General features: G+C 43.1%; 12 protein-coding genes and 1 pseudogene. 3 read left to right on the forward strand and 10 right to left on the reverse strand.

Annotated features, from left to right (window positions below; genetic code table 11):
* Window positions 1-14 precede the first annotated feature (14 nt).
* The 5 genes from V7K46_RS00550 to V7K46_RS00570 form a co-directional block, all read right to left on the reverse strand.
* Entirely contained in the window at window positions 15-785 is a 771-nt protein-coding gene (locus V7K46_RS00550; RefSeq protein ID WP_335110066.1) for a transferase, read from the reverse strand.
* A gap of 156 nt (window positions 786-941) precedes the next feature.
* Entirely contained in the window at window positions 942-2,936 is a 1,995-nt protein-coding gene (locus tag V7K46_RS00555) for a ribulose bisphosphate carboxylase small subunit (RefSeq protein ID WP_335110068.1), read from the reverse strand.
* 94 nt (window positions 2,937-3,030) lie between these two features.
* A complete protein-coding gene (locus V7K46_RS00560) occupies window positions 3,031-3,333 on the reverse strand; it encodes a EutN/CcmL family microcompartment protein (protein ID WP_335110070.1) in 303 nt (100 codons plus the stop codon).
* Between the two features lie 6 nt (window positions 3,334-3,339).
* Entirely contained in the window at window positions 3,340-3,684 is a 345-nt protein-coding gene (locus tag V7K46_RS00565) for a carbon dioxide-concentrating mechanism protein CcmK (protein ID WP_010995041.1), read from the reverse strand.
* Between the two features lie 92 nt (window positions 3,685-3,776).
* On the reverse strand, window positions 3,777-4,085 hold the full coding sequence (locus V7K46_RS00570) for a carbon dioxide-concentrating mechanism protein CcmK (protein ID WP_190891121.1): 309 nt from the start codon (window positions 4,083-4,085) through the stop codon (window positions 3,777-3,779).
* Window positions 4,086-4,742: 657 nt separating this feature from the next.
* On the opposite strand from V7K46_RS00570, the gene V7K46_RS00575 reads away from it, so the two are divergent.
* The 3 genes from V7K46_RS00575 to V7K46_RS00585 all read left to right on the forward strand — a co-directional run bounded on the left by V7K46_RS00575 (window position 4,743) and on the right by V7K46_RS00585 (window position 9,458).
* Window positions 4,743-6,599, forward strand: coding sequence for an NAD(P)H-quinone oxidoreductase subunit F (locus V7K46_RS00575; RefSeq protein WP_335110072.1), 1,857 nt, complete (start codon window positions 4,743-4,745; stop codon window positions 6,597-6,599).
* Between the two features lie 88 nt (window positions 6,600-6,687).
* Complete coding sequence (locus V7K46_RS00580; RefSeq protein ID WP_335110074.1) at window positions 6,688-8,193, forward strand: NADH-quinone oxidoreductase subunit M; 1,506 nt, start codon at window positions 6,688-6,690, stop codon at window positions 8,191-8,193.
* Window positions 8,194-8,327: 134 nt separating this feature from the next.
* On the forward strand, window positions 8,328-9,458 hold the full coding sequence (locus tag V7K46_RS00585; protein ID WP_335110076.1) for a CO2 hydration protein: 1,131 nt from the start codon (window positions 8,328-8,330) through the stop codon (window positions 9,456-9,458).
* Between the two features lie 17 nt (window positions 9,459-9,475).
* On the opposite strand, the gene V7K46_RS00590 is transcribed toward V7K46_RS00585, so the two are convergent.
* From V7K46_RS00590 to petH, 5 genes and pseudogenes are all read right to left on the reverse strand, one after another.
* A complete protein-coding gene (locus V7K46_RS00590) occupies window positions 9,476-10,177 on the reverse strand; it encodes a Uma2 family endonuclease (protein ID WP_335110078.1) in 702 nt (233 codons plus the stop codon).
* Window positions 10,178-10,330: 153 nt separating this feature from the next.
* Entirely contained in the window at window positions 10,331-11,092 is a 762-nt protein-coding gene (locus V7K46_RS00595; protein ID WP_335110080.1) for a DUF4365 domain-containing protein, read from the reverse strand.
* 871 nt (window positions 11,093-11,963) lie between these two features.
* Window positions 11,964-12,722: pseudogene (locus tag V7K46_RS00600) on the reverse strand (Uma2 family endonuclease).
* A 130-nt stretch (window positions 12,723-12,852) separates the two neighbouring features.
* Window positions 12,853-14,139 (reverse strand): homoserine dehydrogenase, encoded by a 1,287-nt coding sequence (locus V7K46_RS00605; RefSeq protein WP_335110291.1) that lies wholly within the window; start codon window positions 14,137-14,139, stop codon window positions 12,853-12,855.
* A 219-nt stretch (window positions 14,140-14,358) separates the two neighbouring features.
* Complete coding sequence (gene petH, locus V7K46_RS00610) at window positions 14,359-15,705, reverse strand: ferredoxin--NADP reductase (protein ID WP_335110293.1); 1,347 nt, start codon at window positions 15,703-15,705, stop codon at window positions 14,359-14,361.
* Window positions 15,706-15,712: the final 7 nt, after the last annotated feature.

Consider the following 15,712-nt stretch of genomic DNA (forward strand, 5'->3'; position numbering starts at 1 on the left):
AACACTTACTCGGACTAATCGTCAGAGTTTGAGTCGCTCAAGGATTGTCTATGAGGAAACAATGTGGTCAACAGTCTGTTTATGCTCCCTTGCCCATAAATTTGAGTCCCGAAACCGTTAGATGATTCTGTGGTTAGCTGATTGGGGTCTGAGTCATGTTTTGTAGACTCTTGGGCGGCTTCTTGCGTGGAGTCAGGATCATTGACTGGTTGCTCCACGGGAGGAGCCTGGCTTTCTGGAGTGGTGGCAGATTTAAAGTAAGAAATCGACTTGTGTTGTTTGAAATCCAAAAAAGCCGAAGCTGAGAAGTTAGTTGAAGAAATTACCTTTTCCTTATCTCCACCTGAGCCATTTTCCTCTTCCTTCTGCGGTGGCGCAGTTGTAGCCGTGGGGTTATTTGTAGATGGTTCCGGTTGCTTTGTTTGGGCAATCTGCCGACTAGTGTCTCCCAAAATTGAACCAGGTGGCACTACTTGTCCAGCTTCAATCGAATAGTTAAAAACTGTTGTCGCTGTACCAATGCAAGCATTTGCTCCAATTTTGCCCTTGCCAACCATCAAAAAACCGGCTCCCAGGTTTGCGCCTGCTTCTACCTCTAGGGTTCCTTCATGGACTTGGAGAACTGATCCCATACCAATACAGACCCCTGGCCCGATGATGATCTTGCTGTTTACAGCCGCTTCGAGGATCACCCCAGGTGCAAGTACTGCGCTTGGATGAATGGTCACGTCACCACTAATGTAAGAATCAAAGTTATTGCTGAGGCGCAGTGACAGCACAGACATGGAAATTTTAACCTCAGAAGCCGGAAGAAAATAGAGAGTTAGGAGTTCATAAAAAGTTGGGCGTTAGAAGTTATGAGTTAGAAGTGTGGGAATTTTTAAGATTAGAGTTTTGATTCAAAGCTTATTCCTAACTCCTAATTCCTAACTCCTAATTCCTTAAGGTCGTTGGATAATCGTTTCTAATACCCGACGCTTGGCTTTGGGGTCAATACCAATCAAGCGCACATATTCTCCTTGGTATTCGCCGAGGTGTCTTTCTACGGCTGCGATCGCTTCTCTTTCTGAGGAGGCTTGAATTTGACCGGTACTAGTCCAGGAACCAGTCCGGAACCGCCGTTGGTCTACGTGTTCTATGCTAATTTTAGAGCCGCTAGCCAATAATTGCCGGAGTTGATCTACTACTTCAGTACTCAAGCGGGTACTGGTAGCTGTTGCTGTTGCTGTAGCAGAGGGTGTACTGCTAGTAAATGATTTCTCACTGCCAGAGGAGGCTACTTGACCATTTGGACGTTGAATAATTGTCTCTAATACCCGCCGTTTGGCTTTGGGGTCAATACCAATTAAGCGCACATATTCCCCTTGGTATTGGCCGAGGTGTCCTTCTACGGCTGCGATCGCTTCTCTTTCTGAAGAGGCTTGAATTTGACCAGTACTAGTCCAGGAACCAGTCCGGAAGCGGCGCTCATCTACGTGTTCAATGCTAATTTTATTGCCGCCAGCCAATAATTGCCGGAGTTGGTCTACTACTTCAGTACTTAAGTGAGTACTGGTAGCTGTTGCCCTAGCAGAGGATGCACCGCTAGTAAATGATTTTTGACTGCCAGAGGAGGCTACTTGACCATTTGGACGTTGGATAATGGTCTCTAATACCCGCCGTTTGGCTTTGGTATCAATGCCGATTAAACGCACATACTCGCCTTGATGGCTTTCTATACATTCTTCCAAGCCAGAGATTACTTGATTTATGGAAGTTGCTTCAATTGGCTTACAACTAGTCCAGGAACCAGTTCGGAAGCGGCGCTCATCTACGTGTTCCATGCCAATTTTGTAACCACCTGCCAGAAGTTGGCGGATTTGCTCTACAGTTTCGCCATTGACTTTGCCACTGCTAGAGCCGTTACTGTTACCATTACTGCTGCTGTAACTGCTATTACCACGATTAGCAGGAGCTTTAAAGCTGGTAGCTGGTTTAACATCATCATCTGGACGTTGGATGATGTTTTCTAACACACGTCGTCTACCTTTGTCAATGCCAAATAGTCGGACATACTCGCCGCTATGGTTTCTTACACAGCTTTCTAATGCTGCGATCGCTTCACCGATGGATCTCGTTTCAATTGGTTGGCAACTAGTCCAAGAACCAGTGCGGAACCGTCTTTGGTCTACATGTTCCGTACCAATCTTATACCCTTGCTCTAATAGATAGCGCAACTGCTCTATTGTTTCTGCACCCAGGCTATTGCTCGACACTTCACTACTCCTTTCCAACTCTAAGACGGTAATACCATTACCTGTATAAGATTTAGCGTTCTCATCCCGAATGGGTGCTATACATTTGCTATCTGCAGCACAAAGATAACCAGATCGTAATGCCTGATTAATCCCAACCACATGATGAGCAAATTCCTTATCCTGATCTTGCACATCTGGCAAGCGGTCAGCTTGCTGTTGGCTAGTAATTATCGCTCCCGAAGGTACATATTTACCTGGGGGAATTTCTACGTCTTGAATCAAAGCGTGCAGCATCACGATGCAACCTGCACCCACCCTGGCATTAAACACCGTAGAGCGAAAGCCAATGAAGGAATTATCCCCGACATAAGCTGGTCCATGAATTAGAGCCATGTGGGTAATACAAGCATTTTTGCCAACCCACACTGAGTATTTATTTTGGTCATCGCCAATTACTCGACCTTGCTCCAACCCATGAATCACAACCCCATCTTGAATATTAGTGTTTTCACCAATATAAAAAGGTGTGCCTTCATCTGCTCTAATCGTAGTCCCCGGGGCAACGATTACATTTGCACCGATCCGCACATCTCCAATCACATTGGAGAATGAATGTACAAAGGCAGTTTCATGGATTTTGGGTTCAGCTAAATTCCTTGACCACGGGGTTGGGGGTGCCGCCGTGTTGCGGACTGCCATTTCGAGACTCCTCCTGTATTAAGTTAGGAGTTATGAGTTAGGAGTTATGAGTTTTAACTTTTCACTCCCGACTCCTCACTTCTCTAACTGTTGACTATCGATATTGATCTTTTTTGCTGTAGATCATGCGATCTTCAACGTAAATGGTATCTATGATCGCTACTACCACTGCATCTAATGGTCGCTGTTCATTGCCAACAACTTTACGAGCAGCACTGCCATTACTGACAAGTACCCACTCATCTACTCCTGCTCCCACACTATCTGCTGCTACCTCATATTGTGGCAGGATGTTTCCCTCTTCATCTACTAATTGTAACAACAGTAGTTTGACACCTCTAAGACTTGGATCTTTTTGGGTGCTAACTACTGTGCCGCGAACTTTAGCGACTTGCATTACAAATTACGGTCTTCTACCGAAAGGACGAATTGCATTCACATTTTCCCGGAACTGCTCTACGTCTTCTGTATACCGAATTGGTAGGACGTATTCCAAGTTCTCGTGAGGACGAGCAATAATGTGAGTAGATAACACTTGTCCGCCGTTGACTCGCTTCACTGATTCAACACCTGCGGCCACAGAAGCTTGCACTTCCGACACGTCACCCCGGACAATCACCGTAACTCTACCACTACCAATTTTTTCATAGCCGACTAGAGTAACACGGGCAGCCTTCACCATCGCATCAGCCGCTTCCACTACCGCTGGAAAGCCTAGCGTTTCAACCATTCCCACTGCAATTGACATTAGTTTTAATCCCTATTTAAAGTTTTTAGCCTTGGACAAAAGCGATGCTCAAAAAAGGTAAAGAGCGTTAATTAACTTTGTTTAAACAGCTCTTAGGTACGGAACTGTTCCACAGCTTCTGTGTAACGAATCGGCAAGACGTATTCCAGGTTTTCATGAGGACGAGCAATGATGTGAGTGGATAAGACTTCACCACCATTTACTCTTTTCGCCGCTTCAACCCCGGCAGCTACGGAAGCTTGCACTTCAGATACATCTCCCCTAACTATTACGGTGACGCGAGCGCTACCAATTTTTTCATACCCTACTAAAGTGACACGGGCGGCTTTCACCATCGCATCAGCAGCTTCTACGACTGCTGGAAAGCCCTTCGTTTCAATCATTCCAACTGCAATTGGCATCGCAGAACTCCTACAAAATGAATCTAATCAGTACTGTCGCTTAAAATTTTTGACGGGGAGAGCTTTATCTTAGAGCTAAGAAAACACTTCCAAATTAAGCATAGGAAAGCTTGGCGTTCCTGGCAATATAAATTACTATAATAGTTTATGATAAGAAAGTTTTAAAAAACTTAACATAAATTTATCTGCGCTTCTGAGCAATTAAAGTTTACTGATTCCTAGAGCAGCCACTTATGCTTTATAATTTCTTTATCACATTTACAAAACGACATTCATAACCAAGGGTAATTTTATCTGGCGAGTGGCGATAAAGGGCTGTATCTTCTGCTGCCACTATCTTCTGCCAATTTTAGCTAGATGTACAAGGACTAGGTGAAAAATATATAATTTTTTCAAATATATCGTATAAAGTACTTTGTCCAAAGTAGAAATACAAATGTAAAAAGGTCGGTGAGGTTAAGGCAAGTAAATGCTTTTGCATATGTAAAGTTATATTTTATCGAAGTTTAGTAGAGTAAAGTGAAGTAAAAATACTTCTGATAATTTAGTTGAAAAAATAGTAAAAAACATTGATATTTTCTTAAATTAATTTTTTAGAATAAATAATTGTGTGAAAGCTTTTTTAAAATCAAGGCTGAGTCGTCAAGGGAAATTTAAATGAATCAATTTCTATTTTCAACAAGTTGGTTTGTGCCTTTATATAGCTTATTGGGTGCAATTTTGACATTGCCGTGGGGAATAGGGATAATTCGGCGAACAGGGCCAAGACCTGCGGCATACATAAACTTGTTAACGACAGTTTTAGCTTTTGCCCATAGCCTGTTTGTATTTAAAAATATCTGGGATAGAGAACCAGAAAAGTTACTGGTGCCCTGGTTAAAAGCTGCGGATTTAGACTTATCTTTTAGCTTGGAACTATCGCCAATCAGCATTGGGGCAACAGTTTTAATTACAGGGTTAAGCTTACTGGCACAAGTTTACGCTCTGGGTTACATGGAAAAAGACTGGTCGTTGGCGCGTTTTTTTGGGCTGCTGGGATTTTTTGAAGCAGCGCTGTGTGGTCTAGCAATCAGTGATTCTTTGTTGGTTAGCTATGCCCTATTGGAAGTTCTGACGCTTTCGACTTACTTGTTGGTAGGGTTCTGGTATGCTCAACCGCTAGTGGTGACAGCGGCGCGGGATGCATTTTTAACCAAACGGGTGGGAGACTTGTTGCTGCTGATGGCTGTAGTAACGCTTTCTACCTCAGCCGGCAGTTTGAACTTTTCGGATTTATATGAGTGGGCGCAAACAGCTAATTTAAGCCCAACGACATCAGCATTGCTGGGGTTGGCGTTAATTGCTGGGCCTGCTGGTAAATGTGCCCAATTTCCACTGCACCTGTGGTTAGACGAGGCTATGGAAGGGCCCAATCCCGCCTCGGTAATGCGAAACTCACTGGTAGTAGCTGGTGGTGCTTATCTACTGTATAAACTGCAACCATTGTTAGCACTGTCGCCAGTTGCCTTGAATGTATTGGTAGTCATGGGCACGGTGACAGCTATTGGGGCAACATTAGTATCTCTAGCTCAAATTGACATTAAGCGATCGCTGTCTCATTCCACCAGTGCATACATGGGCTTAGTGTTTTTGGCGGTAGGATTGCAGCAAGGGGGTGTGGGCTTGATGTTGCTGTTAACTCATGCGATCGCAAAAGCGTTATTATTCATGAGTTCTGGTTCAGTAATTTTGACTACCCAAAGCCAAGACTTAACAGAAATGGGCGGTCTGTGGTCACGGATGCCAGCCACCACCACTGCCTTTATTGTCGGTTCAGCGGGGATGGTAACACTGCTACCTTTGGGAAGCTTCTGGGCAATGCTAGCATGGGCTGACGGTTTCGTGAATATTAGCCCTTGGGTGATTGGGGTTTTATTATTGGTCAATGGCTTGACAGCATTGAACTTGACCAGAGTATTTAGATTAGTCTTCTGGGGGAAACCGCAACCAAAGACCCGTCGCACCCCAGAAGTTGGTTGGCAGATGGCCTTGCCAATGGTGATTCTCATAGTCTTGACTCTGCTTGTGCCTCTGATGCTACAGCAATGGTATTTGCTACCTGATTGGGAAAGTATTAATTGGTATGTGGCATTATTATTGTTTGCTTCTACCGTAGTGGGAATAGGTGTAGGGTGTACAGTTTATCTGCACAAAGCTTGGTCAAGATCTAGAATCTTGGCGTGGAGATTTCTGCAAGACTTGTTAGGTTATGATTTTTATATTGACCGAGTTTATCGCGTAACGGTGGTAGGTGCAGTAGCACTGCTATCTAAAATTTCTGCTTGGAGCGATCGCTATTTAGTCGATGGTCTAGTAAACTTGGTTGGGTTTGCGACAATTCTCGGCGGACAAACTTTAAAATACAGCATTTCTGGGCAATCTCAGGGCTATATGTTGACCATCCTAGCAGTTGTCAGCGTCCTGGGTTTTTTCATCAGCTGGTCATCGGGTTTATTAGATAAATTGCCTTTTTAGAGAGACGCGATAAATCGCGTCTGTACAAAACGTAGAGACGCGATTTATCGCGGCTGTTATTCTGCCTCATCCCCCTTACCTGAATTCTATGCTTAGTGTTTTAATTCTAGTGCCGTTAATCGGTGCAGCTTTAATTGGTTTCTCGCCCTCTAGTATTAGTGGGAAATTTGCCCGTGGGGTGGCTTTGGTCTTTACCAGTATTGCTTTCTTGTGGACAATCGTACTAGTAATTCAGTTCCATCCCGGGGAAATCACTCAACAGTTTGCCGAGTCTCTCCCTTGGGTAGATGTTTTAGGCTTGAACTATAATCTTGGGATAGATGGTTTATCTTTGCCGTTGCTGGTTTTAAATGGATTGTTAACTTGCATTGCCATCTACAGCAGCGATGAATCTTTACAGCGTCCTAAATTTTATTACTCTTTGATCCTATTATTAAGCGCTGGGGTGACTGGAGCCTTTCTGGCACAGGATTTACTGCTATTTTTCCTGTTTTACGAATTGGAATTAATTCCGCTGTATCTCTTGATAGCTATTTGGGGTGGAGCCAAGCGGGGTTATGCGGCAACAAAATTTCTCATTTATACCGCCGTTTCTGGAATCTTGATTTTGGCAAGTTTCCTTGGCATGGTTTGGCTGAGTGGTTCCTCTAACTTTGCACTAGCAACCTTGAACACTACTACTTTACCTCTGGCAACACAGCTTTTGCTGCTAGCGGGGATTTTGGTAGGTTTCGGGATTAAAATTCCTTTGGTTCCCTTCCATACTTGGTTGCCAGATGCTCACGTTGAAGCTTCCACACCGATTTCGGTGCTGTTGGCTGGGGTGTTATTGAAGTTGGGAACTTACGGCTTACTGCGATTTGGCATGAACTTGTTACCAGAAGCTTGGGCTTATGTGGCTCCTTGGTTAGCGATTTGGGCAGTAGTAAGTGTACTGTATGGTTCATCCTGCGCGATCGCCCAAACCGATATGAAAAAAATGGTGGCATACAGTTCTATTGGACACATGGGCTACATACTTTTAGCGGCGGCGGCGGCTACACCATTAAGCGTGTTGGGTGCTGTTATGCAGATGATTAGCCACGGCTTGATTTCTGCCATGCTATTTTTGCTGGTAGGGGTTGTGTATAAAAAAGCCGGAAGCCGGGATTTAGAAGTCTTGCAAGGACTGCTGAACCCAGAACGGGGTATGCCCGTAATTGGTAGCTTGATTGTTGTGGGAGTCATGGCCAGCGCTGGTATACCGGGAATGCTAGGGTTTATTTCCGAATTCGTAGTTTATCGGGGGAGTTTTCCAGTTTTTCCAGTGCAAACCTTGCTATGCATGATTGGTACAGGCTTAACTGCGGTTTACTTCCTAATACTCCTCAACCGCGCCTTTTTTGGACGTTTGTCTGCACAAGTTACCAACTTGCCGCGGGTGTATTGGAGCGATCGCGCCCCAGCTGCAATTTTAGCTGTGCTGATTGTGATTTTCGGCATTCAACCTGGTTGGTTAGTGCGCTGGAGTGAACCAACAATTACAGGAATGGTAAACAGCCAAAACGTAGTAGTAGCAGTGTCCTTGGATAAAGAAATAGGGATTAAGGATTAGGGATTGGGGAAGAAGCAGAGGAGCAGGGAGTAAGGGAGAAGAGTTTTCCGTTCTACATCCCCCCTCTGCCTCTTTTCAATGCCCAATGCCTAATGCTTAATGCCCCAATCCCGAAACTTTTTGGAGAGATGGCAATGGTAACTATTAAAAAGAAAGCTTCTCATAATCCCTTAGCTGAGTATATTGAACGTCTGCAAAAAGGAGAAGCATTACTCCCTGATAGTCCAGAAAATGTGCTGGAAGTTGTTGGTATTCTTAAAAGCTATGGTGTAGTTTTAGATGCCTATTCAAAAAATCTTAACTATATTGCCGAGCATCAGTTTTTAGTCTTTTTCCCATTTTTTAAATACTTTAATGGAGAGATTTCTTTTCAGAAATTATTCCGTCACTGGTGGCATGACCGCATTAATTTTGAATATGCTGAGTATTGCATGAAAGGCATGATGTGGCACGGTGGGGGCGGACTAGATACATATTTAGATACAATAGAATTTAAAGAAAGAGCGCAAACCGTTATCGCCGTAAAATTTAAAAATAATCCCTTAATTTTGGGTATTAACCAACTGTTTCCAGATTTTTTAACAGAACAATTCCGCGTCTCTGCTTACTACACTGGTTTAGGTCAATTCTGGCGAGTCATGGCTGATATGTTCCTCAACTTATCAGACCGCTATGACCAAGGCGAAATTAAATCGATTTCCCAAGTTGTAGACCACATTAAAACAGGGTTAGTTGCAAATGCATCAAACCCAATTACCTACGCTGTCAAAATTCGGGATAAAGTTTATGAAATCATTCCCAAAAGCGTTGGTTTGACCTTCTTAGCAGATACAGCAATACCTTATGTAGAGGCAGTATTCTTCCGAGGAACTCCTTTCCACGGTACAGTTTCATACAACGCCCAAGGAGCTCAAATTCCCCCAGATCAAAGTCGATTTCAATATGGCGCATTGTATGCCGATCCTTTACCCATAGGCGGTGCAGGTATTCCTCCCACCCTGTTGATGCAGGATATGCGTCATTACCTTCCAGAGTATTTGCACGAAATTTATCGTCGCAGTCTTCGGGGTGAAGATGATTTGCGAGTCCAAATTTGCATAAGTTTCCAAAAATCGATGTTTTGCGTGACGACAGCAACAATTTTGGGACTGATGCCTTATCCTTTGGATACTAAAGATCCAAATGAGGAAAAAGGTAATCAAGTTTATTTAGAGAAGTGGATGAGTCGGTTACAAACTTCACGGTTGCTGGATGTGAATAAATAGTTGATTTTTGGTCAAGATTATGCTTCTGGTTCGATACCGAGCGAGCGCAATTGAGCAGTTAAGCGCTCGGCTCTTTCCTCACCAGTCAACAACAAATTACCTTGCGAATCCCACCAGCGTAGCCAAGGTAATTCCATATTTTGATATTGTCCCTGCCAGAGACCTAACTCAACCCCTAAAGGATGTATAGGATAATGCCCACGTTCATTTGCTGTTAATAACTGATATTGTCCACCAATTAATTCATAAACTTCCATACTGGCTTTATTCACTTCATAAATGCCGTAGAAGGGAGGACGAATCACCTGCTCATAAATCCAAAATTTCCCCTTCCAAGGTGTTTTATCTCGCTCTTGAATACCATCCCCAGAAACAAATTCCAATGCAATCAATGGGGCAATAAACTCTCGCCATAGTACATAAGACCTGCGCGTTTGTCCATTCAGAGTAGGTGGTACATTCCCTACATAGAACCAGTCGGGAGCTTCTGCACCTTTTTCTGGAGGGTCAGTAATCCGCCAGTAGATACCGCTATCTTGACCAATACAGTATTGCCCATCAGGATGACGTTTTTGCAATATCGGTTTAATCGAGTCGGTTAGAAGAATGCTTTGGGGATGTTCCTGAAAGTTTTTCACGAATGTACCATCAGACTCTGGTAGCTGCGTATGGTCTGGGAACGGCGTGAGGGCGGTGGATGGATCGGTTGCAGAGGTCATAAGGCTACCTTTGCAGGAGTAAGGGTTGTTTTTTTAGTTTAGCAAGTGTAGATGCAAACAGAAGCCTGAGCGGAGGTATCTGGTGTAAAAGCCTATCCTCGACTTCCATTTAACAGTCGTCAGTTGATTCTAGAAACTACTAAGCAAATAAGATTAATCAAGTCTAATCAATCTCACAGTTTGTATTGTTTCAAGCGTCATTTCATCTTCATCAGAAAAGACAATAGTACGTGTCTTTTTATTAAGGTGTTTTGTCAGGTATTCTGTAACATTTTTCCAATACATTTTTCCCTTGCTATCACGGACTATCAGGTATACAGGATAAGGTTGTTGTTTCCAATATTCAAGGTGTTCTCGTTTTTTGATAAAAACTGAAAGTTTTCCGTCTTGACGTAATGATAAGTAGGAATCACCTAATTTAAGCTGTATATAAATGCGTTTGCCAGAAGGCTTACCATTATGATCTTTAAACTCAATTTCTCCGTCAAGAGCATACCTTTTATTATCATAAAATTCACAAATCTGTCCTGCTTTATTGACAAGTATCATCACTTGACCTCTTTGAATACCCTCTTTGTTTTCATTATCAAGCAATACATCTTCTATTTTAATAATTCCGCCTTTAGATAATTGCTGATTCATTTTTTGTTCAAGTTTTTCTTCATATCGTATTATTCTTGGTGCAAATCTTCCTATACCTTGATGTGCTAAACTGTCTTTCCAAGGAAATACTGATTTTAATTGTGAATTGTTGTAAATATCAGTAGCATAAATACTGTAACAATCAAGGAATGTATTCCAAGATTTCTGTCTAAAACATTCCCTTTCGGCAGAACTATTTTCTGAATTAGCAAGTTTTATAGCTGTATTTAATAGGTTGTAATTATGTTGTGTATCTTCTCGATATGGAAGCATAATTTTGCTATTTTCTCTTTACTCTTTTATAAACTTCCTTATATCTTGAATTTGCTGAGTTTTTAATATTGGCTGTTCTCCTAATATAGTTGGACATTGAATAATTGAGTTAACTCGCCATCTCCTAATTTCCTGCATACAACCTATCCACCTTTCATAATGTGATGGATAGATTTTATTGATGGATTTGAATTTTTGCACACCAGCGCACAAGTTAAGTTGAGCATTTAAAACTTGCCCATATGTTTTACGATCTTGAAAATCTTGAAGGTTGTAAGGTGATTTCTTTGGATTTAGCTGGTCTGTTTGTAGGCATATTATCCAGCAAGCTATTATGTGCCAATCGTAGTTAAGGCCTGCTAATAATAAATTTTGCCCTTGAGTTAGGAATTGGTGGTTTCTTTTCACTGGAAGGAAGGGAGCCTGTATTATCTGAATTGCTCTGTACAAAAGTGGATTAAGTTCTATGCATTTTTTTTGAATCGAGACGCAATTGAATTTCTAGTCTGTCATATGATTACCTCTTAACTTATGTACTGAGGTTAGCGAAAACTAGTTAGAAGCACAATCACTGAGAGAATAAATCTTATAAAGCTTATATGGCAAGCTTTTTGAAGCCTCTATTTTTTCCGATATGTTTTTTGCACTCACAGATGCTGCCATGATGTATTCAGCGATGGCATTCCCAGCATCCTATAGTCATAAAAACTAAAGCAGCCGGAGTACACCAACTGCTTTAACACTCTTCTATTACTCTAGAGAGATAATATTTAAGCTAAATAAGGAAAGTCAGAGTTGATGAGAGAATTAGCGATCGCACCTTTAACCCCATTCCAAAATATTAGGCTTCTGGTTCAATACTGAGCGATGTCTAACGACAAGCCGCTCCGCGTCTACGCAATTGAGCAGTTAAGCGATCGGCTCTTTCTCTTTCCTGTTCAGCCCGTTGGCATTCTTGTTCGGCTCTTTCCTGACCAGTCAACAACAAATTACCCTGCAAATCCCACCAACGCAACCAGGGCAATTGGGCGTTTTGATATTCTCCTTGCCATAAACCTAACTCAACTCCCAAGGGCGTAATCGGATAATTTCCGCGCTCATTTGCTGCTAATAACTGATATTACCCACCAATTAATTCATAAACTTCTACACTGGCTTTATTCACTTCATAAATGCCATAATAAGCCGGACGAATTACTTGCTCATAAATCCAAAATTTGCCCTGCCAAGGGGTTTTATCTCGTTCTTCACTACCATCCCCAGAGACAAATTCCAAGGCAATCAAAGGGGCAATAAATTCTCGCCACAGTACATAAGACCTCCGCGTTTATCCATCAAGCAAGGGCGGTACATTTCCTACATAAAACCAATCTGGTACTTCTGCGCCTCGTTCTGGCGGATCTGTCAAGCGCCAGTAAATACCTAAGTCCTGACCTATACAATATTGGCCTTCAGGATGTAATTGTTTAAGGACGGGTGTAATTGAGTCAGTGAGTAAAATGCTTTGGGGATGCTCTTGCCAATTTTTGCCTCCGGCACGCTCCGCGAACACAAAAGTACCATCTGATGGTAGCTGCGTATGGTCAGGGAAAGGAGTGAGGGCTGTGGATGGGTCGGTTGCAGAGGTCATAAGACTACCTTTGCAGGAGTAAGGTTTGTTCTTGATTTTAGCAAGCACAGACGCAAAGAAAAATCTGAAAAAAACTAAGTATTCTAGCCTACGGGAACGCCTAACGCCGATCGCTCGCTAAACGATAATCTCAAAGTACACGCAGTAAACTAGGAATGCTTTCAATCGCTGACAAATTCCGAATTTCTGCCAAAGCTTGCCGAAAGTTGCCTTCTGGCACATCATGTGTAACAACCACAATCTCTGCTAGTTCCCCTTGAAAGCCAGTTTGGACAATTGACTCTAAGCTAACGCCATAGTTACCAAAGCAAGTCCCCAATTTACCAATAACTCCAGGTTGGTCATTTGTAAGGAAACGGGCGTAAAACCGAGTTATCAGTTCTGCCATCGGCGCAATTTGACAGTATTCTTGATGTCCACAAGCTAATAATGGATTTGGTATTGCTGTATTGGTTTTGAGGATAGCAACTAGATTCAAAATATCCGATGTGACAGCACTGGCGGTTGCACCAGCACCAGCACCGGGGCCAAAAAACATCACCTGCCCAATGGGTTCTCCTTCCACAAGAATGGCATTGTAAACGCCGTTGATGCTAGCCAAAGGGTGGGCTTGAGGCACTAAGGTAGGATGAACTCTGACGGAAAGGGAAGATGAGGGAGTATCACGTTTAGCGATCGCTAACAATTTAATCACAAATCCCAATTTTTCGGCGTAGGCAATATCTGTCTTGCTCACTTGCCGAATCCCCTCAGTATAAACATCTTGTAGGTTGATGCGTCCACCAAAGCCTAATGATGCCAAAATGGCAATTTTATCTGCTGCGTCTAAGCCATCGACATCGGCTGTGGGGTCAGCTTCAGCATAACCCAAGCGCTGGGCATCAGCCAAAACATCGCTGAAGTTGCTGCCTTCTGTTTGCATCCGCGTCAGGATGTAGTTAGTTGTACCGTTTACGATGCCTGTTACAGTGTGAATACGGTTAACACTTAAAGACTGCTTTAAGGGTTGAATCACTGGAATACCACCACCTACAGCAGCTTCTAGCATGACGTATACGCCAGCTTGATTGGCAGTTGTGAAAATTTCCGCTCCAAAGCGGGCGATCGCTGCTTTGTTGGCAGTGACTACATGCTTACCATTACTTAAAGCTTTGAGGATTAGCGATCGCGCCGGCTCCAATCCACCCATCACCTCGACAACTATATCTACCGCCGGATCATTGACAATAGCTTCTATATCTGTCGTTAAAACTTCCGTAGACAATTCTACTGCCCGGGGTTTATCTAGTGATCGCACTCCCACCCGATAGATTTCTATTTCTTGCAACAACGGGTGACGCCCAGCCCCATCTTGCAACAATTGCACTGTCCCCGTTCCCACGGTGCCGAATCCCAGTATTCCTAGTTTCACACCCACAAATTTTGTACCCAATTTATTTTTTAAGTACTGAGTGCTGAGTGCTAAGTGCCAAGTAGTTAGAAGTATTTAGTACTTTACCACTCAGAACCGATAACTCTTTCCTCAACTATTTATAATATTCATAACAAAACAATTGTAGGGTGAGCATTGCCCACCCTACTCATTCATAACTTAGAACAGGCTAAACTATAGCTATCCGCTAACGGAACTCAGCACTTAGTAGGTTTCTACGTGCCAGCGATGAGCTTTTTTGAGTTGCTTCTGGTAATCACTCCAGGTTACACCTTCCTTACCAGCAGCAGTTGTTAAGGCTGCATCAATACCTTCTTCCATACCTCGCAAACCGCAGATGTAGGTGTGGGTTTTTTCATTTTTAATCAACTGCCACAATTCATCAGCATGTTCCGCTACGCGGTCTTGGATGTACATTCTACCGCCTTGGGGATTTTTCTGTTCGCGGCTGATGGCACCAGTGAGGCGGAAGTTATCAGGATATTTTTGTTGAATTTCTTCCAGTTCTTCCTTATATAAGAGGTTTGGAGTTGTCGGCACACCAAATATTAGCCAAGAGAATCCTTTAAATTCGTATTCTGGGTTAGCTGCTCTTTCCGCATCTTTAAACTGACGCCACAGATAAGCCCGCATGGGGGCAATACCTGTTCCAGTTGCCAACATGATGACATTAGCATCGGGGTCTTGGGGTAACAACATTTCCTTACCCACCGGCCCTGTAATTTTGATATCTGCCCCTGGTTCCAAGAAACACAGGTGTGTAGAGCAAACACCGTAGACTGTTTCGCCAGTTTCTGGGTGCTTATACTCTAACTGACGGACGCACAGTGAGATTGTCTGATCATCGACATCATCGCCATGACGAGTTGAGGCGATGGAATATAGTCTAAGTTTTTCCGGCTTGCCGTTCTTGTCTAATCCTGGTGGAATAATCCCAATACTTTGACCTTCTATATACTTCAAATCCCCGGCAGAAATGTCAAATTTGAGGTGTTGAACAATACCAATCCCACCTTCTTTGACTAGCGGTTCATTAGATATTACCTTGCCAATAAATGGAGCATTGGGACGGTAAGTGTTGACAGGAATGTCACCTTGGTCTTTTTTGGCTTTCGCTTGAGTCATGGTGTTGCCTTTCTTGTCCTTGTTCTTGAGCTGTTCTTGTGCTGGTGGTTCAGCTAAGTCTTTAGCTTCACTATCAGCATTTACAGGTGTGGCTTTACCATTCCCTTCACTGTTAGCAGTTTCCTCAGATGTAGCTAACTCGCTGACTTCGCTTGTAGCATTCCCAAGTGAGGCTTTACCATTAACTTGCTCTAGAGCAGTTATGGGCTGGATGCTAACAATTGTGCCGCCTAGACGAGTGATACGTCGCATTTCTTGATTCATGCGGTTGTAAGGCACTCTGATGAACACACTGCCACTTTTACGAATTGAGTAGTTAGTTTGATCAGTTTCTTCGCTCTGACGCAAACCCACCACTTCATAGACGAAGACGCGGCTACCTAATTCTATGTTGGCAGCACCCTCAACAGCACCTTGATTGTACATTCGTTCT

Origin of the sequence: Nostoc sp. (assembly GCF_036917395.1) — a bacterium.
Classification (GTDB): Bacteria; Cyanobacteriota; Cyanobacteriia; order Cyanobacteriales; family Nostocaceae; genus Nostoc.